28 protein-coding genes are annotated in these 17206 nt (G+C 60.1%); 23 read left to right on the forward strand and 5 right to left on the reverse strand.

Translation table 11 applies throughout. The features are described 5' to 3' along the window. Positions 1-26 precede the first annotated feature (26 nt). The 19 genes from rplP (at position 27) to rplQ (ending at position 10517) form a co-directional block, all read left to right on the forward strand. Positions 27-440, forward strand: coding sequence for a 50S ribosomal protein L16 (gene rplP, locus ACEN84_RS16960; RefSeq protein WP_003573792.1), 414 nt, complete (start codon positions 27-29; stop codon positions 438-440). A gap of 10 nt (positions 441-450) precedes the next feature. Beyond that, on the forward strand, positions 451-651 hold the full coding sequence (gene rpmC, locus ACEN84_RS16965; protein WP_007531673.1) for a 50S ribosomal protein L29: 201 nt from the start codon (positions 451-453) through the stop codon (positions 649-651). 12 nt (positions 652-663) lie between these two features. Further along, complete coding sequence (gene rpsQ, locus ACEN84_RS16970; RefSeq protein WP_004674926.1) at positions 664-903, forward strand: 30S ribosomal protein S17; 240 nt, start codon at positions 664-666, stop codon at positions 901-903. A 259-nt stretch (positions 904-1162) separates the two neighbouring features. Next, on the forward strand, positions 1163-1531 hold the full coding sequence (rplN, locus tag ACEN84_RS16975; protein WP_003547558.1) for a 50S ribosomal protein L14: 369 nt from the start codon (positions 1163-1165) through the stop codon (positions 1529-1531). A gap of 12 nt (positions 1532-1543) precedes the next feature. Continuing rightward, the gene (gene rplX / locus ACEN84_RS16980) at positions 1544-1846 is read left to right on the forward strand and encodes a 50S ribosomal protein L24 (RefSeq protein WP_112711474.1); all 303 of its coding nucleotides are present in this window, start codon (positions 1544-1546) and stop codon (positions 1844-1846) included. Then, the gene (gene rplE / locus ACEN84_RS16985; protein WP_112711475.1) at positions 1846-2403 is read left to right on the forward strand and encodes a 50S ribosomal protein L5; all 558 of its coding nucleotides are present in this window, start codon (positions 1846-1848) and stop codon (positions 2401-2403) included. Before rplX ends, rplE begins: the two co-directional genes overlap by 1 nt. A 32-nt stretch (positions 2404-2435) precedes the next feature. Continuing rightward, the gene (gene rpsN / locus ACEN84_RS16990; RefSeq protein ID WP_112711476.1) at positions 2436-2741 is read left to right on the forward strand and encodes a 30S ribosomal protein S14; all 306 of its coding nucleotides are present in this window, start codon (positions 2436-2438) and stop codon (positions 2739-2741) included. Positions 2742-2753: 12 nt separating this feature from the next. Further along, positions 2754-3152: a 30S ribosomal protein S8 gene (gene rpsH / locus ACEN84_RS16995; protein ID WP_003547562.1), complete on the forward strand. Its 399-nt coding sequence runs from the start codon at positions 2754-2756 to the stop codon at positions 3150-3152. Positions 3153-3196: 44 nt separating this feature from the next. After that, positions 3197-3730: a 50S ribosomal protein L6 gene (gene rplF / locus ACEN84_RS17000; protein WP_112711477.1), complete on the forward strand. Its 534-nt coding sequence runs from the start codon at positions 3197-3199 to the stop codon at positions 3728-3730. A gap of 12 nt (positions 3731-3742) precedes the next feature. After that, on the forward strand, positions 3743-4105 hold the full coding sequence (gene rplR / locus ACEN84_RS17005) for a 50S ribosomal protein L18 (protein ID WP_112711478.1): 363 nt from the start codon (positions 3743-3745) through the stop codon (positions 4103-4105). Between the two features lie 132 nt (positions 4106-4237). Next, on the forward strand, positions 4238-4807 hold the full coding sequence (rpsE, locus tag ACEN84_RS17010; protein WP_112711479.1) for a 30S ribosomal protein S5: 570 nt from the start codon (positions 4238-4240) through the stop codon (positions 4805-4807). A 14-nt stretch (positions 4808-4821) separates the two neighbouring features. Next, positions 4822-5031 carry a 50S ribosomal protein L30 gene (gene rpmD / locus ACEN84_RS17015; protein WP_112711480.1) on the forward strand — a complete coding sequence of 70 codons (210 nt, stop codon included), beginning with the start codon at positions 4822-4824 and terminating at the stop codon, positions 5029-5031. A 16-nt stretch (positions 5032-5047) separates the two neighbouring features. Continuing rightward, the gene (rplO, locus tag ACEN84_RS17020; RefSeq protein WP_112711481.1) at positions 5048-5521 is read left to right on the forward strand and encodes a 50S ribosomal protein L15; all 474 of its coding nucleotides are present in this window, start codon (positions 5048-5050) and stop codon (positions 5519-5521) included. A 235-nt stretch (positions 5522-5756) separates the two neighbouring features. Further along, positions 5757-7097 carry a preprotein translocase subunit SecY gene (gene secY, locus ACEN84_RS17025; RefSeq protein WP_112711482.1) on the forward strand — a complete coding sequence of 447 codons (1341 nt, stop codon included), beginning with the start codon at positions 5757-5759 and terminating at the stop codon, positions 7095-7097. Continuing rightward, positions 7094-7744 (forward strand): adenylate kinase, encoded by a 651-nt coding sequence (locus ACEN84_RS17030; RefSeq protein WP_112387891.1) that lies wholly within the window; start codon positions 7094-7096, stop codon positions 7742-7744. The genes secY and ACEN84_RS17030 overlap by 4 nt, the downstream gene beginning before the upstream one ends. Before the next feature lie 224 nt (positions 7745-7968). Further along, positions 7969-8337: a 30S ribosomal protein S13 gene (rpsM, locus tag ACEN84_RS17035; RefSeq protein WP_112711484.1), complete on the forward strand. Its 369-nt coding sequence runs from the start codon at positions 7969-7971 to the stop codon at positions 8335-8337. Between the two features lie 131 nt (positions 8338-8468). Continuing rightward, entirely contained in the window at positions 8469-8858 is a 390-nt protein-coding gene (gene rpsK / locus ACEN84_RS17040) for a 30S ribosomal protein S11 (protein ID WP_003547577.1), read from the forward strand. A gap of 100 nt (positions 8859-8958) precedes the next feature. Beyond that, complete coding sequence (locus ACEN84_RS17045) at positions 8959-9969, forward strand: DNA-directed RNA polymerase subunit alpha (RefSeq protein ID WP_112387893.1); 1011 nt, start codon at positions 8959-8961, stop codon at positions 9967-9969. A gap of 122 nt (positions 9970-10091) precedes the next feature. Further along, positions 10092-10517 carry a 50S ribosomal protein L17 gene (rplQ, locus tag ACEN84_RS17050; RefSeq protein ID WP_112711485.1) on the forward strand — a complete coding sequence of 142 codons (426 nt, stop codon included), beginning with the start codon at positions 10092-10094 and terminating at the stop codon, positions 10515-10517. Between the two features lie 76 nt (positions 10518-10593). Here rplQ and ACEN84_RS17055 read toward each other — a convergent pair whose 3' ends face one another. Then, a complete protein-coding gene (locus ACEN84_RS17055) occupies positions 10594-11439 on the reverse strand; it encodes a DUF817 domain-containing protein (protein WP_413711319.1) in 846 nt (281 codons plus the stop codon). Positions 11440-11578: 139 nt separating this feature from the next. Here ACEN84_RS17055 and ACEN84_RS17060 point away from each other — a divergent pair, with 139 nt between their 5' ends. Next, the gene (locus ACEN84_RS17060) at positions 11579-11986 is read left to right on the forward strand and encodes a DUF2809 domain-containing protein (protein ID WP_413709327.1); all 408 of its coding nucleotides are present in this window, start codon (positions 11579-11581) and stop codon (positions 11984-11986) included. On the opposite strand, the gene msrQ is transcribed toward ACEN84_RS17060, so the two are convergent. Beyond that, positions 11983-12642, reverse strand: coding sequence for a protein-methionine-sulfoxide reductase heme-binding subunit MsrQ (gene msrQ, locus ACEN84_RS17065; RefSeq protein WP_413709328.1), 660 nt, complete (start codon positions 12640-12642; stop codon positions 11983-11985). The two genes, ACEN84_RS17060 and msrQ, sit on opposite strands and share 4 nt — an antisense overlap. Then, complete coding sequence (gene msrP / locus ACEN84_RS17070) at positions 12642-13589, reverse strand: protein-methionine-sulfoxide reductase catalytic subunit MsrP (protein WP_130282480.1); 948 nt, start codon at positions 13587-13589, stop codon at positions 12642-12644. Before msrP ends, msrQ begins: the two co-directional genes overlap by 1 nt. A gap of 325 nt (positions 13590-13914) precedes the next feature. Here msrP and ilvD point away from each other — a divergent pair, with 325 nt between their 5' ends. From ilvD to ACEN84_RS17085, 3 genes are all read left to right on the forward strand, one after another. Then, a complete protein-coding gene (gene ilvD / locus ACEN84_RS17075) occupies positions 13915-15750 on the forward strand; it encodes a dihydroxy-acid dehydratase (protein WP_199629445.1) in 1836 nt (611 codons plus the stop codon). 149 nt (positions 15751-15899) lie between these two features. Further along, positions 15900-16118: a type II toxin-antitoxin system PrlF family antitoxin gene (locus ACEN84_RS17080; RefSeq protein WP_112711913.1), complete on the forward strand. Its 219-nt coding sequence runs from the start codon at positions 15900-15902 to the stop codon at positions 16116-16118. Continuing rightward, positions 16105-16443, forward strand: a complete 339-nt coding sequence (locus ACEN84_RS17085; protein WP_413709329.1) for a type II toxin-antitoxin system PemK/MazF family toxin — start codon at positions 16105-16107, stop codon at positions 16441-16443. Before ACEN84_RS17080 ends, ACEN84_RS17085 begins: the two co-directional genes overlap by 14 nt. A 3-nt stretch (positions 16444-16446) precedes the next feature. Here the strand turns inward: ACEN84_RS17085 and ACEN84_RS17090 are convergent, their stop codons facing one another. Together ACEN84_RS17090 and ACEN84_RS17095 are read right to left on the reverse strand one after the other, a co-directional pair. Further along, positions 16447-16791, reverse strand: coding sequence for a lysozyme inhibitor LprI family protein (locus tag ACEN84_RS17090; RefSeq protein WP_413709330.1), 345 nt, complete (start codon positions 16789-16791; stop codon positions 16447-16449). 31 nt (positions 16792-16822) lie between these two features. Continuing rightward, a complete protein-coding gene (locus ACEN84_RS17095) occupies positions 16823-17194 on the reverse strand; it encodes a YkvA family protein (RefSeq protein WP_413709331.1) in 372 nt (123 codons plus the stop codon). Positions 17195-17206: the final 12 nt, after the last annotated feature.

Consider the following 17206-nt stretch of genomic DNA (forward strand, 5'->3'; position numbering starts at 1 on the left):
GGCAAAGAAGTTCGGAGAATAAGAAAATGTTGCAGCCAAAGCGTACCAAGTACCGCAAGCAATTCAAGGGCCGCATCAAGGGCGTCGCCAAGGGTGGTTCCGACCTCGCCTTCGGTGAATTCGGCCTTAAGGCTCAGGAGCCGAACCGCGTGAATGCACGCGAGATCGAAGCGGCACGCCGCGCGATCACGCGTTACATGAAGCGCGCCGGCCGTGTATGGATCCGCGTGTTCCCGGATGTTCCGGTAACCGCGAAGCCGACCGAAGTCCGTATGGGTAAGGGTAAGGGCTCCGTTGAATACTGGGCATGCAAGGTCAAGCCCGGCCGTATGATGTTCGAGATCGACGGCGTCAGCGAAGAAATCGCCCGTGAGGCGCTTCGTCTCGGCTCTGCCAAGCTCTCGGTCAAGACGCGCTTCGTACAGCGCATTGCAGAGTAAGGAGAGGCAGATGAAAGCCGAAGAAGTCCGCGGCCTCACGGCCGATCAGCTCAAGGACAAGCTCGCCGACCTCAAGAAGGAGCAGTTCAACCTGCGCTTCCAGAAGGCAACCGGCCAGCTCGAGAAGTCCTCGCGCATCAACGAAGTCCGCAAGGACATCGCCCGCGTGAAAACCATTGCCCGCCAGAAGGCGGCAGAAGCAAAGGCGTAAAGGAAGAATAACATGCCGAAGCGCATTCTGCAGGGCGTCGTCGTTGGCGACAAGAACGAGAAGACTGTAGTAGTCCGCGTCGAGCGCCGTTTCGCTCACCCGCTGCTTCAGAAGACCGTTCGTCGTTCCAAGAAGTACAAGGCCCACGACGAAAACAACCAGTACAAGATCGGCGACACCGTTTCCATCGAGGAATGCGCTCCGATCTCCAAGGACAAGCGCTGGACGGTTATCGCCGCCCAGGGCAAGTAAGAATTTCTCGCGAGGCCTTGCGTCTCGCGGAAATATCTGTATGAAGCAGCGTCAGAACGCTCGAAAGCCGGGCGTTCTTTTGCTTTGAGCGCACGGAAGGTCCCACCGGGAAACCACCTTGGCACGATTTTTCCCGCGCTATTCAAGCTATTGCCGTTTCTGTGCCCGTTTTGCGGGCTCGGTCGGCTGACAAATTTTCATAAGCCGGGGTAGGGGGCGAAAGCCCAACCAGTCCGGTAAACCAAAAAGGCGACCTGATATGATTCAGATGCAAACAAACCTCGACGTCGCGGATAATTCCGGCGCGCGTCGTGTCATGTGCATCAAGGTGCTGGGCGGCTCGAAGCGCAAGTATGCCTCGATCGGCGACGTCATCGTCGTTTCGATCAAGGAAGCGATCCCGCGCGGCCGCGTGAAGAAGGGTGACGTTATGAAGGCGGTTGTTGTTCGCACCGCCAAGGACATCCGCCGTGCGGATGGCTCCGTCATTCGCTTCGACACGAACGCAGCAGTTCTCATCGACAACAAGAAAGAGCCGATCGGCACCCGTATCTTCGGACCGGTTCCGCGCGAACTTCGCGCCAAGAACCACATGAAGATCATCTCGCTGGCTCCCGAAGTACTGTAAGGAGCGAGACCGATGCAGAAGATTCGTAAAGGCGACAAGGTCGTCATGCTCACGGGCAAGGACAAGGGCCGTACCGGCGAAGTCCTCCAGGTTCTGCCGAAGGAAGATCGCGCGGTTGTCCGTGGCGTCAACGTCGTAAAGCGCCATCAGCGCCAGACGCAGACCCAGGAAGCCGGCATCATCAACAAGGAAGCCTCGGTTCACCTGTCCAACGTTGCAATCGTCGACAAGGACGGCAAGCCGACCCGCGTTGGCTTCAAGGTCGTTGACGGCAAGAAGGTCCGTGTGGCCAAGCGTTCCGGTGAGGTGATCTAATGGCTCAGGCAAAGTACGAGCCGCGGCTCAAGAAGGAATACGTTGAGCGCATTCGCAATGCGATGCAGGAGAAGTTCTCCTACGCCAACGAAATGATGATCCCGAAGATCGACAAGATCGTCATCAACATGGGTGTTGGCGAAGCAACGGCTGATTCGAAGAAGCCGACTGTTGCTGCAGCTGACCTGGCCGCTATCGCTGGTCAGAAGCCGGTTATCACCCGTGCACGCAACTCTATCGCTGGCTTCAAGGTCCGCGAACAGATGCCGATCGGCGCGAAGGTTACCCTCCGCGGCGCCCGCATGTACGAGTTCCTGGACCGTCTCGTGAACATCGCGCTCCCGCGCGTTCGCGACTTCCGCGGCCTGAACCCGAAGAGCTTTGACGGCCGTGGCAACTTCGCCATGGGCATCAAGGAGCACATTGTGTTCCCTGAGATCAACTACGATAAGGTTGATCAGATGTGGGGCATGGACATCATCGTTTGCACGACGGCAACGAAGGACGACGAAGCACGCGCTCTGCTCACAGAGTTCAGCTTCCCGTTCCGTCAGTAACCGTAACGACGAGCGTAGAAAAGGAACCTGACATGGCGAAGACCAGCGCAGTTGAAAAGAACAAGCGCCGCCGTAATACGGTCGCAAATCAGGCTGCCAAGCGCGCAGCTCTGAAGGCGATCATCATGAACCAGTCTCTTCCGATCGAAGAGCGGTTCAAGGCCTCGATCAAGTTGGCATCCCTGCCGCGCGATGGATCGAAGACCCGCATTCGCAACCGTTGCGAAGTATCGGGCCGTCCGCGCGCATACTACCGCAAACTGCGCATGTCGCGTATCGCGCTGCGTGAACTCGGCAATCTCGGCAAGGTGCCGGGCATCGTCAAGTCCAGCTGGTAAGGAGCAGGTTAGATGACAATGACTGATCCGTTGGGCGATATGCTCACCCGTATCCGTAACGGCGCTTCCCGCCGCAAGTCGTCGGTCTCGACGCCTGCTTCGAAGCTCCGTGCACGTGTTCTCGATGTTCTGCAGTCCGAAGGCTACATCCGTGGCTATTCCGTTGTCGATTTCGGCAATGGCAAGTCGGAGCTCAGCATCGAACTCAAGTACTATGAAGGCGCATCGGTGATCCGTGAGATCGGCCGTGTGTCCAAGCCGGGCCGCCGGGTTTATGTCTCGGTCAAGTCCATTCCGCAGGTCGCGAACGGCCTCGGCATCACCATCCTTTCGACCCCGAAGGGCGTGATGGCCGATCACCAGGCTCGCGAACAGAACGTAGGCGGCGAGGTTCTCTGCTCGGTCTTCTAAGATCAGAGCAGGGGAACTCCATAACGAACAGACAGGATTGAAACATGTCTCGTATCGGTAAAAAAGCCGTCCCGGTTCCAGCAGGTGTGACGGCATCGGTTGACGGCCAGAAGGTCACCGCAAAGGGTCCGAAGGGCGAGCTCTTCTTCGTCGCCAACGACGAAATCAAGCTCGAGTTCAAGGACAACGCGGTATCGGTTGCTCCGATCAACCAGTCCAAGGATGCTCGTTCGAAGTGGGGCATGTCCCGCACGATGATCGAGAACATCTTCAAGGGTGTTAAGGACGGCTTCGAGCGCAAGCTCGAAATCAACGGCGTCGGTTACCGCGCATCGCTTCAGGGCAAGAACCTGCAGCTGGCTCTCGGTTTCAGCCACGACGTAGTTTACGAGCCGCCGCAGGGCATCACGATCGCTGTGCCGAAGCCGACGGAAATCGTCGTCACCGGCATCAACAAGCAGCAGGTCGGCCAGGTTGCCGCTGAAATCCGCGAATATCGCGGTCCTGAGCCTTACAAGGGCAAGGGCGTTAAGTATGCCGAAGAGCGGATTGTCCGCAAAGAAGGCAAGAAGAAGTAAGGATCACGCGAAATGGCTAGCAGGAAAGAAGCACTTGCACGTCGTGCCAACCGCGTGCGCCGTCATCTCAAGTCGGTGGCCAATGGCCGTCCGCGCCTGTCGGTTCATCGCTCCTCGAAGAACATCTATGTTCAGGTCATCGACGATGTTGCCGGCAAGACCCTCGCGGCTGCCTCGACTCTCGATAAGGATCTGCGCGGTTCTCTGAAGACCGGTGCTGACACCGCAGCAGCTGCCCTCGTAGGCAAGCTTGTTGCAGAGCGCGCAACGAAGGCAGGCGTCAAGGAGGTCGTATTCGACCGTGGCGCCTTCATCTACCACGGCCGCATCAAGGCCCTGGCAGACGCAGCCCGCGAAGGCGGTCTGTCCTTCTAATAAAGTTTCCGGCCGGAAGCCTCAAAAGCTCCGGCCGGATCTCACCGGACCGCAGGCGTCTCCGAAGGGGAGGCCGGGGCGGTCCTCATTTTGTTTGCCGATTGCACCCGGAAAAGAAAAAGGAAGAGGACAATGGCACAGGAAAGAAGGCCGCAGCGGGAAGACCGCCAGGCCCGTGAAGAGCGCGATAGCGAATTCGTCGACAAGCTGGTCGCGATCAACCGCGTTGCTAAGGTTGTTAAGGGTGGCCGCCGTTTCGGTTTCGCCGCTCTGGTCGTTGTTGGTGACCAGAAGGGCCGCGTTGGCTTCGGTCATGGCAAGGCACGCGAAGTGCCGGAAGCTATCCGCAAGGCAACCGAAGCTGCCAAGCGCGAGCTGATCTTCGTGCCGCTGCGCGAAGGCCGTACCCTGCATCACGACGTTCACGGCCGCCACGGCGCCGGCAAGGTTCTGCTGCGTTCGGCTAAGGTCGGTACCGGTATCATCGCCGGTGGTCCGATGCGCGCCGTTTTCGAAACGCTCGGCGTTCACGACGTTGTCGCCAAGTCGACCGGTTCCTCGAACCCGTATAACATGGTTCGTGCAACCTTCGACGCTCTGAAGCATCAGGTTCACCCGAAGGACATCGCAGCTCAGCGCGGCATCAAGTATGCTACGCTCCAGGCTCGCCGTGCCGCCTCCGGCAACGCCTCTGAAGAATAAGAGGAGTCTGACCTATGGCCAAGGCTACCAAGAAGACCGAAGCAAAGACGATCACCGTCGAGCAGATCGGCAGCCCCATCCGCCGTCCTGACGTTCAGCAGCGCACGCTGATCGGTCTGGGCCTCAACAAGATGCACCGCCGCCGCACGCTGGAAGATACCCCTTCCGTTCGTGGCATGATCCGTGCTGTGCAGCATCTCGTTCGCATCGTCGACGAGAAGTAAGCCAGAGGATACGATCATGAAACTGAACGAAATCAAGGACAACGAAGGCTCTACGCACAGCCGCAAGCGTCTCGGACGCGGCATCGGCTCGGGCTCCGGCAAGACCGGCGGCCGTGGTGTCAAGGGTCAGAAGTCCCGTTCCGGCGTTGCCATCAATGGCTTCGAAGGCGGTCAGATGCCAATCTACCGTCGTCTGCCGAAGCGCGGCTTCAACAACATCTTCAAGGCCGACTTCGTTGTCGTGTCGCTTGAGCGTATCCAGGCTGCCGTCGATGCCGGCAAGCTCGATGCCAAGCAGACCGTCGACGCAGCTGCCCTGAAGGCTGCTGGCGTTATCCGCCGCACCAAGGATGGCGTTCGCGTCCTCTCCGGCGGCGAACTGAAGGCCAAGATCAAGCTCGAAGTTGCAGGCGCTTCCAAGTCTGCCGTCGAGAAGATCGAAAAGGCCGGCGGTTCCATCACGCTTCTTTCTGCCGCAGCGGCAGAATAATAATCTTATGATATGTCGCCCGGGGTGCTTCACACCGGGCGATTTTGCTCCCATATGTGGGCCTCACAAAACCTGTATCGTTGCACCCCCGCGGCGTGCCGGTTTCCGACGAAATCAAGGGTGAGGCATTGGTTGCGCCAGCAATCCGTCCTAAGCCCGGCTTTTGAATATTGACATACCTTTTCCGGGTCCGGCCACTTCGCGAAGGGCTGGAATGGGTAGCGCGGAGAATCGCATGGCTTCTGCAGCGGAACAGTTGGCTTCCAATCTCAATTTTTCGACCTTCGCCAAAGCCGAGGATCTCAAGAAGCGCCTGTGGTTCACACTGGCAGCTCTCCTCGTCTACCGTCTTGGTACGCACATTCCGCTTCCGGGTCTGAACCCCGAAGCTTATGCCCAGGCCTTCCGCGGCCAGGCAGGCGGCATTCTCGGCCTCTTCAACATGTTCTCGGGCGGCGCCGTACAGCGCATGGCGATCTTCGCGCTCGGCATCATGCCCTACATCTCCGCTTCGATTATCGTGCAGCTGATGACCTCGGTCGTCCCGGCGCTCGAAAACCTGAAGAAGGAAGGCGAGCAGGGCCGCAAGATCATCAACCAGTACACCCGCTACGGCACGGTGCTGCTCGGCACGCTGCAGGCCTATGGCATCGCGGTCGGCCTCGAGAGCGGCAACGGCCTCGTGGTCGATCCGGGCTGGTTCTTCAAGATTTCGACTGTCATCACCCTGCTCGGCGGCACGATGTTCCTGATGTGGCTCGGTGAGCAGATCACCTCGCGCGGCATCGGCAACGGCATCTCGCTGATCATCTTCGCAGGTATCGCTGCCGGTCTTCCGAGCGCGCTTGCCGGTACCCTCGAGCTCGGCCGTACCGGCGCTCTGTCGACGACGTTGATTCTCGCAGTCATCGTCATCGCGATCGCCGTCATCGCCATCATCGTCTTCGTCGAACGCGCCCAGCGCCGCCTTCTGATCCAGTATCCTAAGCGTCAGGTGGGCAACCGGATGTTCCAGGGCGATACGTCGCACCTGCCGCTGAAGCTCAACACTTCGGGCGTCATCCCGGCTATCTTCTCGTCGTCGCTGCTGCTCTTGCCGGCAACCGTTGCAGGCTTTGCCAACACGACCGCTCTGCCGTCCTGGGCAACCTCGATCGTCGCAGCGCTCGGCCACGGCCAGCCGCTCTACATGCTGCTCTACGGCGCACTTATCGCATTCTTCGCCTTCTTCTATACGGCTATCGTCTTCAATCCGAAGGACACGGCCGACAATCTCAAGAAGCATGGCGGCTTCATTCCGGGCATCCGCCCGGGTGAGCGTACCGCCGAATATATCGATTACGTCCTGACCCGAATCACGGTCATCGGCGCAATCTACCTCGTGTTCGTCTGCATCCTGCCTGAGATCCTGGTGTCGCAAACCGGCATCCCATTATCCCTTGGTGGGACTTCGCTTTTGATCGTGGTTAGCGTAACTCTTGATACGGTTGCGCAGATTCAGGGCCACCTGATTGCACAGCAGTACGAAGGTCTGATCAAGAAATCGAAGTTGCGTGGAGGAAAGAGGGGGCGATGAGACTCATACTTTTGGGGCCGCCGGGCGCGGGTAAGGGGACCCAGGCCCAGCGGATCGTGGAGAAGCACGGCATTCCGCAGCTCTCCACCGGTGACATGCTCCGTGCAGCCGTTCAGGCCGGCACGGAGGTGGGCAAGCGGGCAAAGGCCGTCATGGACGCCGGCAAGCTTGTTTCTGACGAGATCGTCAATGCCATCGTCTCCGAGCGTCTCGATGCCCCGGATTGCGCCAATGGCTTCATTCTCGACGGTTTCCCGCGCACGCTCGTGCAGGCGGATGCCACCGAGGTGATGCTGAAGGGCAAGGGCATAGAGCTTTCGGCCGTCATCGAGATCGAAGTCGACGACAAGATTCTCGCTGATCGCGTCTCCGGCCGTTATACCTGCGCCAACTGCGGCGCCGGCTATCACGACACCAACGTCAAGCCGAAGGTGGAAGGGGTCTGCGATCGCTGCGGTTCGACCCACTTCAAGCGCCGCCCCGACGATAACCGCGAGACCGTGGTGACCCGTCTGGCCGCTTACTACAAGGAAACCTCGCCACTGATCGGCTATTACCATGCCAAGGGTAAGCTGAAAGTGGTCGATGGAATGGCCGACATCGATCATGTCACGGCAGAGATCGATGCTATCCTTTCGAAGCTCTGAGCCTCGAAAATAAACTTGGCGGGAACGGTTGCCTTTCAGCACTGATTCCGCTAAACACCGCGCCAACTCGCGATATTTGATGCGATCGGCGCGGACTTCCATCTGAAGTTCCGGGTTCGATCGTTTTGACTTGTTGAGAACCTGAATTTGTAATTGCGGCCTCGCTGGGCCGTGTAACGAGACACCACTTGCCGGATGGCAACTGGAACGCAAGGAGAATAGGCGTGGCACGTATCGCTGGCGTCAACATCCCGACTGCAAAGCGCGTTGTTATCGCGCTGACCTACATTCACGGGATCGGTCCGAAATTCGCACAGGAAATCATGGAGAAGGTCGGTCTTCCGGCTGACAAGCGCGTCCATCAGCTGACGGACTCCGAAGTGCTCCAGATCCGCGAAACCATCGACCGCGATTACCAGGTCGAAGGTGATCTTCGTCGCGACACCGCGATGAACATCAAGCGCCTTATGGACCTCGGCTGCTATCGCGGCCTGCGTCATCGCCGCGGCCTGCCGGTTCGCGGTCAGCGCACGCACACCAATGCCCGCACCCGCAAGGGCCCGGCAAAGGCGATCGCTGGTAAGAAGAAGTAATTTCCGGGAAACCGGGAAGGGGAGGCTGGCGGTCCGCCGGCCTCTTTTGAGTTTGGAGCATTGCCTCAATGCATTGCTCCGGTGGAGCCGCTGGTATTACGGCGGTGACGATATCCAAGAAAGGGATAAGAATGGCCAAGGAAGCCGTACGCGTTCGCCGTCGCGAACGTAAAAACATCTCGTCGGGCGTGGCGCACGTCAACTCGACCTTCAACAACACGATGATCACCATCACCGACGCACAGGGCAACGCCATTGCCTGGTCGTCCGCTGGTGCCAAGGGCTTCAAGGGTTCGCGCAAGTCGACCCCGTTCGCTGCCCAGATCGCTGCTGAAGACTGCGCCAAGAAGGCTCAGGAACATGGCATGAAGTCGCTGGAAGTCGAAGTTTGCGGCCCGGGCTCCGGCCGTGAATCCGCTCTGCGCGCGCTCCAGGCTGCTGGTTTCATGATCACGTCCATCCGCGACGTGACGCCGATCCCGCACAATGGCTGCCGCCCGCGCAAGAAGCGCCGCGTCTGATCATCGCCACTCACAACACCGGTGAGCGCCAGCGCGCTCCCGGTGTTTCTCAAGCTCGGTTACCACGATTGGATGGTGGTAACGAACGGAAGGCAAAGACATGATTCAGAAGAACTGGCAGGAACTGATCAAGCCGAACAAGGTCGAGTTCTCTTCGAGCTCGCGCACCAAGGCGACGCTCGTAGCGGAGCCGCTGGAGCGCGGTTTCGGCCTCACCCTCGGCAACGCGCTTCGCCGCGTTCTGCTGTCGTCGCTGCGCGGTGCCGCTGTTACGGCCGTGCAGATCGATGGCGTGCTGCATGAATTCTCCTCGATCCCGGGCGTCCGCGAAGACGTTACGGACATCGTGCTCAACATCAAGGAAATCGCCATCAAGATGGATGGCGACGACGCAAAGCGCATGGTCGTGCGTAAGCAGGGCCCGGGCGTTGTAACGGCTGGCGACATCCAGACGGTCGGCGATATCGAAATCCTCAACCCCGAGCATGTCATTTGCACGCTCGACGAGGGCGCCGAAATCCGTATGGAATTCACCGTCAACAACGGCAAGGGCTACGTTCCGGCCGAGCGCAATCGTGCGGAAGACGCTCCGATCGGTCTCATCCCGGTCGACAGCCTTTATTCGCCGGTCAAGAAGGTGTCCTACAAGGTAGAAAATACCCGCGAAGGACAGGTTCTCGACTACGACAAGCTGAACATGACCATCGAAACCGATGGCTCGATCTCCGGTGAAGATGCCGTCGCTTTCGCGGCTCGCATTCTCCAGGATCAGCTTGGCGTGTTCGTCAACTTCGACGAGCCGCAGAAGGAAACCGAGGAAGAAGCCGTCACCGAACTGGCCTTCAACCCGGCGCTCCTGAAGAAGGTGGACGAACTCGAACTGTCTGTTCGCTCGGCAAACTGCCTGAAGAACGACAACATCGTCTACATCGGCGACCTCATTCAGAAGACCGAAGCAGAAATGCTCCGCACCCCGAACTTTGGTCGCAAGTCGCTGAACGAAATCAAGGAAGTTCTCGCTTCCATGGGCCTGCACCTCGGCATGGAAGTGCCGGCATGGCCGCCCGAGAACATCGAAGATCTCGCCAAGCGTTACGAAGACCAGTATTAAGAACCAAAAAGGCAGGCTCTGAGGCTGCCTTTCCCAGTCAAACAGCAGGCAGATCGCCTGTATGTGCCAGGAAACGGCAGGCCCGCTAGAAGCGAAGAGCCCTGCATCAAAGGAGAATAGCAATGCGCCACGCAAAAGCCGGCCGCAAGCTGAACAGAACTGCCAGCCACCGCAAGGCAATGTTTGCCAACATGGCGGCTTCGCTCATCACCCATGAGCAGATCGTGACCACCCTGCCGAAGGCAAAGGAAATCCGTCCGATCGTTGAAAAGCTCGTAACCCTCGGCAAGCGCGGCGACCTGCACGCTCGCCGTCAGGCGATCTCGCAGATCCGCGACGCCGCTGTCGTTGCCAAGCTCTTCGACGCCATCGCTTCGCGCTACGCAACCCGCAACGGCGGCTACCTGCGTATCATGAAGGCTGGCTTCCGCCAGGGCGACAACGCTGCTCTCGCAGTCGTCGAGTTCGTCGACCGCGACGTCAACGCCAAGGGCGCAGCCGACAAGGCCCGCGTCGAAGCAGAAGCCGCTGCGGCCGAAGCTGCTTAATTCTTTCCGGTTCTCCGGAAGCAAAACAGCCGGGCTGCAAAGCCCGGCTGTTTTCGTTTGTGGTGGTGAGCACTTCTCACTCGGGCACGTGGATCCGTTCCTTGAAGTGCTTGAGATTGGCGACGATCGTGAAGGTCATTACGACGACCAGTGACCATGAACTCCAGATGCCGATATGGACGACTGACCAGCCGCCGATCTGGTTCGGATATTGCCAGAGGCCGAGGAAGCTGTGGACGTTTTCGGCAAGCCAGATGAAGAAGCCGATCAGCACGAAGGCGATGAGCAGCGGCATGCGCCTGTCGCGGTCATAGGGCCGGAAGATGACGGTCGTGCGGGCATAGAGGCCAAGGGTGCAGGCCGCGATATACCAGCGATAGTCGCCGATATAATGGTGGGTGTAGAAATTCGCATAGATCGCTGTGGCGGCCAGCGTCGCCATCCAGTAAGGCGGGTGGTGGCGCACTCGGAGGTCCAGCACGCGCCAGGCCTGGATCACGTAGCTGCCGATCGCTGCATACATGAAGCCTGAAAACAGTGGCACGCCAAAGAGCTTGGTATAGCCGAAATCGGGATAGGACCAGGACTGGATGCTGCTGGAGGTCTTGAAGACCTCGAGAGCAAAGCCGATCAGGTGAAACAGCGTGATCGCCTTCAGTTCGTCCAGCGTCTCGAGCTTGGTGAGCACCATCGCGGCCTGGATCGCCAGCGCGATCACCAAGAGCAGGTCATAGCGCGCGAGACCGAATAGACCGGCGCGGGGGACGGCAAAGACCGCGAGAAAGAACAACCCCGCAAACAGCGAAGCCCGCGCCTCCTTGATCCCGAAATAGAGGAATTCGACGGCGAAGCGTCTGATGCCTCGCAATCCCTGCGCCTCGGGTATGGCGGTCAGGTGCTCGTCGAGAGCCGGCAGGAGCATGCGGAGAGCAAGAGGCTTTGACATCGGAGGACCGGGGGAGCAGGAGTGGGCAAGCTGATCCGGACGGACTCGAACCAAACCGCCGGATCGACCTGCAGCTAGTATCGAGGAAGTGGCTAAGATTGTGACCGAGCCTGTGATGTTCAAAAATGGTCTCGGCTCGAGGGCAGGATATGCCGTCGCTACGCTCTTGGTCATCGCGGCGGGACTGTTATTGCGCCGGTTCGGCTATCCCGTCGGCTTGCCGTTTATCATCGTCAATTATGGCGCAGCGGCCCTCTGGGGCGGGATGGTGTTTCTCATCCTGAGCCTGCTGTTCGCTCCGCGCGTCCGGCCCCTGAACCTTGCAGTTCTCGCCGTCGTTCTTTCGGCCGCGGTCGAGTTCTTCCGGCTTTATCACACGCCCTGGCTCGACGCCTTCAGGCTGACGCTGACAGGAGCGCTGCTGATCGGCCGGATCTTCTCGATCTGGAACATCGTCTCCTACACGCTCGGCATAGCGGTGGCTTGCTTCATCGATGTGAAGCTGGCGAAGGCCGCCCGCTAGGAGACTGTCGCCGCAGCCCGCCCGCGCTGGCGCCCCTGTGCCGCGCGCTTGCGGCTTTTCGCGATCGGGCGCCAGGAACGGTAGAGGATCATCAGGATGATCAGGCCGACATAGATATATTGCTCAAGGTCGAGGATCTTCGTCGACAGCGCGAAATGCAGGGCACCGGCGGCGGCGATGATGTAGATCAGCTTGTGCAGCCAGATCCATTTCATGCCCATCTTGCGGATCGAGAAATTGTTCGATGTGACGGCGAGCTGGACGAGCAGGGCGAGGCCCGCCATGCCGAACATGATGAAGGGCCGCTTCAGGACGTCGTCGACGACGGCGGAAAGGTCCATCGCCTGATCGAGCACCATGTAAACGGTGAAATGCATCAGCGCGTAATAGAAGGTCAGCAGGCCGAGCGCCCGGCGATAGCGCAGGTAGTTCCAACCCAGCAGATCGCGGGCAGGGGAGACGGCAAGCGTCAGGATCAGGAAGCGGATCGTCCAGAGGCCGAGAAACAGCTCGAAGGTCTTGACCGGATCGGCGCCGAGCTGGTCGGTGGCGCCGAGATAGAAGGTCCAGACCGCCGGCAGCAGACCGACGGCGTAGAGTGCCCAGACCGAAGCCGGCTGCCAGCGCTTCGGCAGGCTGAACGAGAAACCCGCCATCAGAAATTCGCCCTGAGATCCATGCCAGAATAGAGGCTCGCCACGTCATCGGCATAGCCGTTGAAGGGAAGCGTCGGGTGACGGCTGGCGCCGAAGAAGCCGCTCTCGCCGATCCGGCGTTCGGTGGCCTGGCTCCAGCGCGGATGATCGACCGCCGGGTTCACATTGGCATAGAAGCCGTATTCCTGCGGATTGGTGACCTGCCAGGTGTTCTTCGGCTCCTTGTCGGTCAGCGAGATGCGGACGATCGACTTGATGCCCTTGAAGCCATATTTCCACGGCACGACGAGGCGGATCGGTGCGCCGTTCTGGTTCGGCAGCGTCTGGCCGTAGAGACCGACGGCAAGCAGCGTCAGCGGATGCATGGCCTCATCGAGCCGCAGACCTTCGACATAGGGCCATTCCAGCGACTGGAAGATGCCCTTCTGGCCGGGCATCTCCTCGGGACGAACGACCGTCTCGAAGGCCACGTACTTGGCGCTTCCTTGCGGCTCGACCTTGTTCAGTAGTGCGGCGAGCGGAAAGCCATCCCAAGGGATGACCATCGACCATGCCTCGACGCAACGCATCCGGTAGGTGCGGCTCTCGACCGGGAATTCCTTCATCAGCGCATCGAGATCGAAAGTGCCGGGCTTGTTGACCATGCCGTCAACCTTGATCGTCCAGGGCAGGGGCTTGAAGTCGCCCGAAAGCGCTGCTGGGTCACCCTTGTCGAGGCCGAATTCGTAGAAATTGTTGTAGGTGGTGACGTCCTTCAGCGGCGTCGTCTTTTCATCGACGGTATATTTGCTGTCGACGGCGTTGAGGGCGGCAGCGCTTGCCTTTCCGGCGCCATAGAGCGCCATGGCTCCAAGCGTTGCAGCGCCGAGAAATTCGCGGCGGCGCAGATAGACCTGATGCGGCGTGATCTCCGACGAGCGGATCTTCGGGGGGCGGTAGGTCGGCATTTCAAACCTCCTGGGCTGGGGGCGGCCCAAATATCTCTTTAAACGCATGATCGGCGTTTTCAGATTAGTGTCTAGGCCTTGAACCGGCCTGACGGAAAGCCAATTTTTTGTGTTCGGATGTGAAGAAATAGCCTGTAACAAAAGGCTCCTCCGCTCCGTATATGCCCGATGGACGCCGCGCGCGCCGTACCGGATTTGCCCTTGCCGGTAGTGACAGCCCCTGCCGATTGGATTAGGACAATTCAAAAATACGGCGATCGCCGGCCAGCAAACAGCTTCGCCGCCCTATATCGCAGATAAATCCGGCACTTTGAGGAAGACACCGATGCCAGCCTATCGTTCGAGAACCACGACCCACGGCCGCAACATGGCGGGTGCGCGCGGCCTTTGGCGCGCCACGGGCATGAAGGACAGCGATTTCGGCAAGCCGATCATTGCGGTGGTGAACTCGTTCACGCAGTTCGTGCCCGGCCACGTCCACCTGAAGGATCTCGGCCAGCTCGTCGCCCGCGAAATCGAAGCGGCCGGCGGCGTCGCCAAGGAATTCAACACGATCGCCGTCGATGACGGCATCGCCATGGGCCATGACGGCATGCTCTATTCGCTGCCCTCGCGCGAGCTGATCGCCGACAGCGTCGAATACATGGTCAACGCCCATTGCGCCGACGCCATGGTCTGCATCTCCAACTGCGACAAGATCACCCCCGGCATGCTGATGGCCTCGCTGCGCCTCAATATCCCGACGATCTTCGTCTCCGGCGGTCCGATGGAGGCCGGCAAGGTCGTGCTCAACGGCAAGACCCACGCCCTCGACCTCGTCGATGCCATGGTTGCGGCTGCCGACGACAAGGTTTCGGACGAAGACGTCAAGGTCATCGAGCGCTCGGCCTGTCCGACCTGCGGTTCATGCTCCGGCATGTTCACCGCCAACTCGATGAACTGCCTGACCGAGGCGCTCGGCCTGTCGCTGCCCGGCAACGGCTCGACGCTCGCCACGCATTCCGACCGCAAGGAACTCTTCCTCGAGGCCGGCCGCCGCGTCGTGGCACTCGCCAAGCGCTATTACGAGCAGGACGATGCAACGGCACTGCCGCGCACCATCGCCAGCAAGGGCGCCTTCGAAAACGCCATGGCGCTCGATATCGCCATGGGTGGATCGACCAACACCGTTCTTCACATTCTGGCAGCCGCCCATGAGGGCGAAATCGACTTCACCATGGAAGACATCGACCGCCTGTCGCGCCGCGTCCCGTGCCTGTCGAAGGTCGCACCGGCGAAGTCCGACGTCCACATGGAAGATGTCCACCGCGCCGGCGGCATCATGGCGATCCTCGGTGAGCTGAACCGCGCCGGACTGATCAACGCCGGCCTGCCGACCGTCCATTCGCCGACGCTTGGCGACGCACTGGCGCAGTGGGATATCTCGGTCACCGACAATCCCGTCGCCCTGAAGCTCTTCAGCGCAGCGCCCGGCGGCGTACCGACACAGGTTGCCTTCAGCCAGAGCGCCCGCTGGGACGAGCTCGATCTCGACCGCGAAAACGGCGTCATCCGCGATGCCCAGCATCCGTTCTCGAAGGATGGCGGTCTCGCTGTTCTGAAGGGCAATCTGGCGCTCGACGGCTGCATCGTGAAGACCGCAGGCGTCGATGAATCGATCCTGAAATTCTCCGGTCCGGCCAAGGTCTATGAAAGCCAGGACGCCGCCGTGAAGGCCATTCTCGGCAACGAAGTCGTCGCCGGCGATGTTGTCGTCATCCGCTACGAAGGCCCCAAGGGCGGCCCGGGCATGCAGGAAATGCTCTATCCGACCAGCTATCTGAAGTCGAAGGGCCTCGGCAAGGCCTGCGCCCTGATCACCGACGGCCGCTTCTCGGGCGGTACCTCGGGTCTGTCAATCGGCCACGCTTCGCCGGAAGCCGCAAACGGCGGCACGATCGGCCTCGTCCAGCCGGGCGACATGATCGACATCGACATCCCGAACCGCACCATTAGCCTGCGTGTCAGCGACGCCGAATTGGCGACACGCCGCGCCGAACAGGAAGCCAAGGGCTGGCGCCCGGCCGAAGTCCGCAAGCGCAACGTCACGACCGCGCTGAAGGCCTACGCGGCCTTCGCCACCAGTGCCGATCGCGGCGCAGTGCGCATCCTGCCGGAATAAGCTGGGAAAGCTTCGATATGATCAGAAGACCCGCTGTCTCCTAGGCAGCGGGTCTTTTCGTTTTCAGAGATGTCTTGTCTCGGCGCGGTTTGCTTATCCGCCGTTGTCATCGGTAAGGAATTTCCTTACATTCCATTCCGAGGTGAGACATGATCACAAGCAAGATGACCAGCAAGGCTCAGACGACGATCCCGCAGGCCGTGCGCTCCGCGTTGCATCTGAAGGAAGGGGATTCCATCGTCTATACGCTGGAGGCTGACAATCGCGTGGTGATATCGCGGGCTGCCGAACCGATGTCCGACGATCCTTTTGCGACCTTCTCGGAATGGGATAGCGAAGCCGATCGGAAAGCCTATGCCGACCTTTGAGCAGGGTGACATCATACGGGTGCCCTTTCCCTATACCGATCGCGATACGCGCCAGCGGCGTCCGGCGCTCGTTGTTTCCGCCGGTTCGCTCGGCGAGAATGATGCTCTCGTCTGGGCCGTCATGATAACCTCGGCCGAAAATCGGCCATGGCTCGGAGATGTCGAAATCCCTGACCATCAGGCGGCAGGCCTGCCGGCGCCTTCGGTCGTTCGACCGGCGAAGATCGCCACCGTCGAGACATCGCAGATCGACCGGATCGGACGGCTACCGGATGCCGCGCTTGCGGTGGTGATATCGGCAATCCGAGCTCAACTTGGCGGCTAAACGCTAAAGCGGCCGGTTGATATTCTTATACGTCTCGTCGAGCTGCTTCATCCGCTCGTCATAGGCGGCCCTGATACAGGCGGCATCTGCCTGGCAATCCTGCCGTTTCTTCAGCCAGGCTGTCTGCTCGTCCTGCAGGGTGCCGCGCGTGCCCATGGCGAGCAGGCCGGAGAGCAGGTCGAAGGTGGTGACCATCTTCACGTCGGCGTCGTTGAGTGCCCGGTTGTCGCAGATCGCCTTTTCGTCGGGCTTCAGCTCCTTGGCATCGCAGTCGAAGCTCGCGGCATGTGCGAGCGGGGCGAGCAGTGAGACGGTCGAGAAGGCGAGGGCGGCGATGGCTGCTTTCATGCGGGCTATGATCCTGTTTCCTGGCAGGCGCTTATAGGAACGCCCGGACCAGAAAGATGATGCAGCAGGCCCATACGGCAAGGATGAAAATCAATCCGGCCCGGCTGACAGGCCGCCCCGCGCGCTCTGCAGCCCGCTGGCGCAGCTCCGCCATGACTGGCTGCGGGATGAGCCTGATCGCCAGCATGATGCCGAGCGGTACGATGATCAGATCGTCGAGATAGCCGAGCACCGGGATGAAATCCGGAATGAGGTCGACGGGCGACAGCGCATAGGCGGCGACGGCCGCGGCGACCGCTTTCGCATACCATGGCACCCTGGGATCGCGGGCCGCGAGCCACAGCGCCGTGACGTCACGCTTCAGTGACTTCGCCCAGGATTTTGCCTTTCCGATCAATTCCATATGCGCATTTCC

The sequence above is a fragment of the Rhizobium sp. Rhizsp82 genome (genome assembly GCF_047325115.1).
Lineage (GTDB): Bacteria > Pseudomonadota > Alphaproteobacteria > Rhizobiales > Rhizobiaceae > Rhizobium.

Excerpts from the sequence above, each read along its gene's own strand:
- rplF (WP_112711477.1), top strand. The coding sequence starts at position 3,197 with ATGTCTCGTATCGGTAAAAAAGCCGTCCCGGTTCCAGCAGGTGTGACG.
- rpsH (WP_003547562.1), top strand. The coding sequence starts at position 2,754 with ATGACAATGACTGATCCGTTGGGCGATATGCTCACCCGTATCCGTAAC.
- rpsK (WP_003547577.1), top strand. The coding sequence starts at position 8,469 with ATGGCCAAGGAAGCCGTACGCGTTCGCCGTCGCGAACGTAAAAACATC.
- rplO (WP_112711481.1), top strand. The coding sequence starts at position 5,048 with ATGAAACTGAACGAAATCAAGGACAACGAAGGCTCTACGCACAGCCGC.
- rpsN (WP_112711476.1), top strand. The coding sequence starts at position 2,436 with ATGGCGAAGACCAGCGCAGTTGAAAAGAACAAGCGCCGCCGTAATACG.
- msrP (WP_130282480.1), bottom strand. The coding sequence starts at position 13,589 with ATGCCGACCTACCGCCCCCCGAAGATCCGCTCGTCGGAGATCACGCCG.
- secY (WP_112711482.1), top strand. The coding sequence starts at position 5,757 with ATGGCTTCTGCAGCGGAACAGTTGGCTTCCAATCTCAATTTTTCGACC.
- ACEN84_RS17095 (WP_413709331.1), bottom strand. The coding sequence starts at position 17,194 with ATGGAATTGATCGGAAAGGCAAAATCCTGGGCGAAGTCACTGAAGCGT.
- ACEN84_RS17055 (WP_413711319.1), bottom strand. The coding sequence starts at position 11,439 with ATGCTCCTGCCGGCTCTCGACGAGCACCTGACCGCCATACCCGAGGCG.
- rplN (WP_003547558.1), top strand. The coding sequence starts at position 1,163 with ATGATTCAGATGCAAACAAACCTCGACGTCGCGGATAATTCCGGCGCG.
- ACEN84_RS17060 (WP_413709327.1), top strand. The coding sequence starts at position 11,579 with ATGTTCAAAAATGGTCTCGGCTCGAGGGCAGGATATGCCGTCGCTACG.
- rpmD (WP_112711480.1), top strand. The coding sequence starts at position 4,822 with ATGGCCAAGGCTACCAAGAAGACCGAAGCAAAGACGATCACCGTCGAG.
- rplQ (WP_112711485.1), top strand. The coding sequence starts at position 10,092 with ATGCGCCACGCAAAAGCCGGCCGCAAGCTGAACAGAACTGCCAGCCAC.
- rplX (WP_112711474.1), top strand. The coding sequence starts at position 1,544 with ATGCAGAAGATTCGTAAAGGCGACAAGGTCGTCATGCTCACGGGCAAG.
- rplE (WP_112711475.1), top strand. The coding sequence starts at position 1,846 with ATGGCTCAGGCAAAGTACGAGCCGCGGCTCAAGAAGGAATACGTTGAG.
- ACEN84_RS17030 (WP_112387891.1), top strand. The coding sequence starts at position 7,094 with ATGAGACTCATACTTTTGGGGCCGCCGGGCGCGGGTAAGGGGACCCAG.
- msrQ (WP_413709328.1), bottom strand. The coding sequence starts at position 12,642 with ATGGCGGGTTTCTCGTTCAGCCTGCCGAAGCGCTGGCAGCCGGCTTCG.
- ilvD (WP_199629445.1), top strand. The coding sequence starts at position 13,915 with ATGCCAGCCTATCGTTCGAGAACCACGACCCACGGCCGCAACATGGCG.
- rpsE (WP_112711479.1), top strand. The coding sequence starts at position 4,238 with ATGGCACAGGAAAGAAGGCCGCAGCGGGAAGACCGCCAGGCCCGTGAA.
- ACEN84_RS17080 (WP_112711913.1), top strand. The coding sequence starts at position 15,900 with ATGATCACAAGCAAGATGACCAGCAAGGCTCAGACGACGATCCCGCAG.
- rpmC (WP_007531673.1), top strand. The coding sequence starts at position 451 with ATGAAAGCCGAAGAAGTCCGCGGCCTCACGGCCGATCAGCTCAAGGAC.
- ACEN84_RS17090 (WP_413709330.1), bottom strand. The coding sequence starts at position 16,791 with ATGAAAGCAGCCATCGCCGCCCTCGCCTTCTCGACCGTCTCACTGCTC.
- ACEN84_RS17085 (WP_413709329.1), top strand. The coding sequence starts at position 16,105 with ATGCCGACCTTTGAGCAGGGTGACATCATACGGGTGCCCTTTCCCTAT.
- rpsQ (WP_004674926.1), top strand. The coding sequence starts at position 664 with ATGCCGAAGCGCATTCTGCAGGGCGTCGTCGTTGGCGACAAGAACGAG.
- ACEN84_RS17045 (WP_112387893.1), top strand. The coding sequence starts at position 8,959 with ATGATTCAGAAGAACTGGCAGGAACTGATCAAGCCGAACAAGGTCGAG.
- rplP (WP_003573792.1), top strand. The coding sequence starts at position 27 with ATGTTGCAGCCAAAGCGTACCAAGTACCGCAAGCAATTCAAGGGCCGC.
- rplR (WP_112711478.1), top strand. The coding sequence starts at position 3,743 with ATGGCTAGCAGGAAAGAAGCACTTGCACGTCGTGCCAACCGCGTGCGC.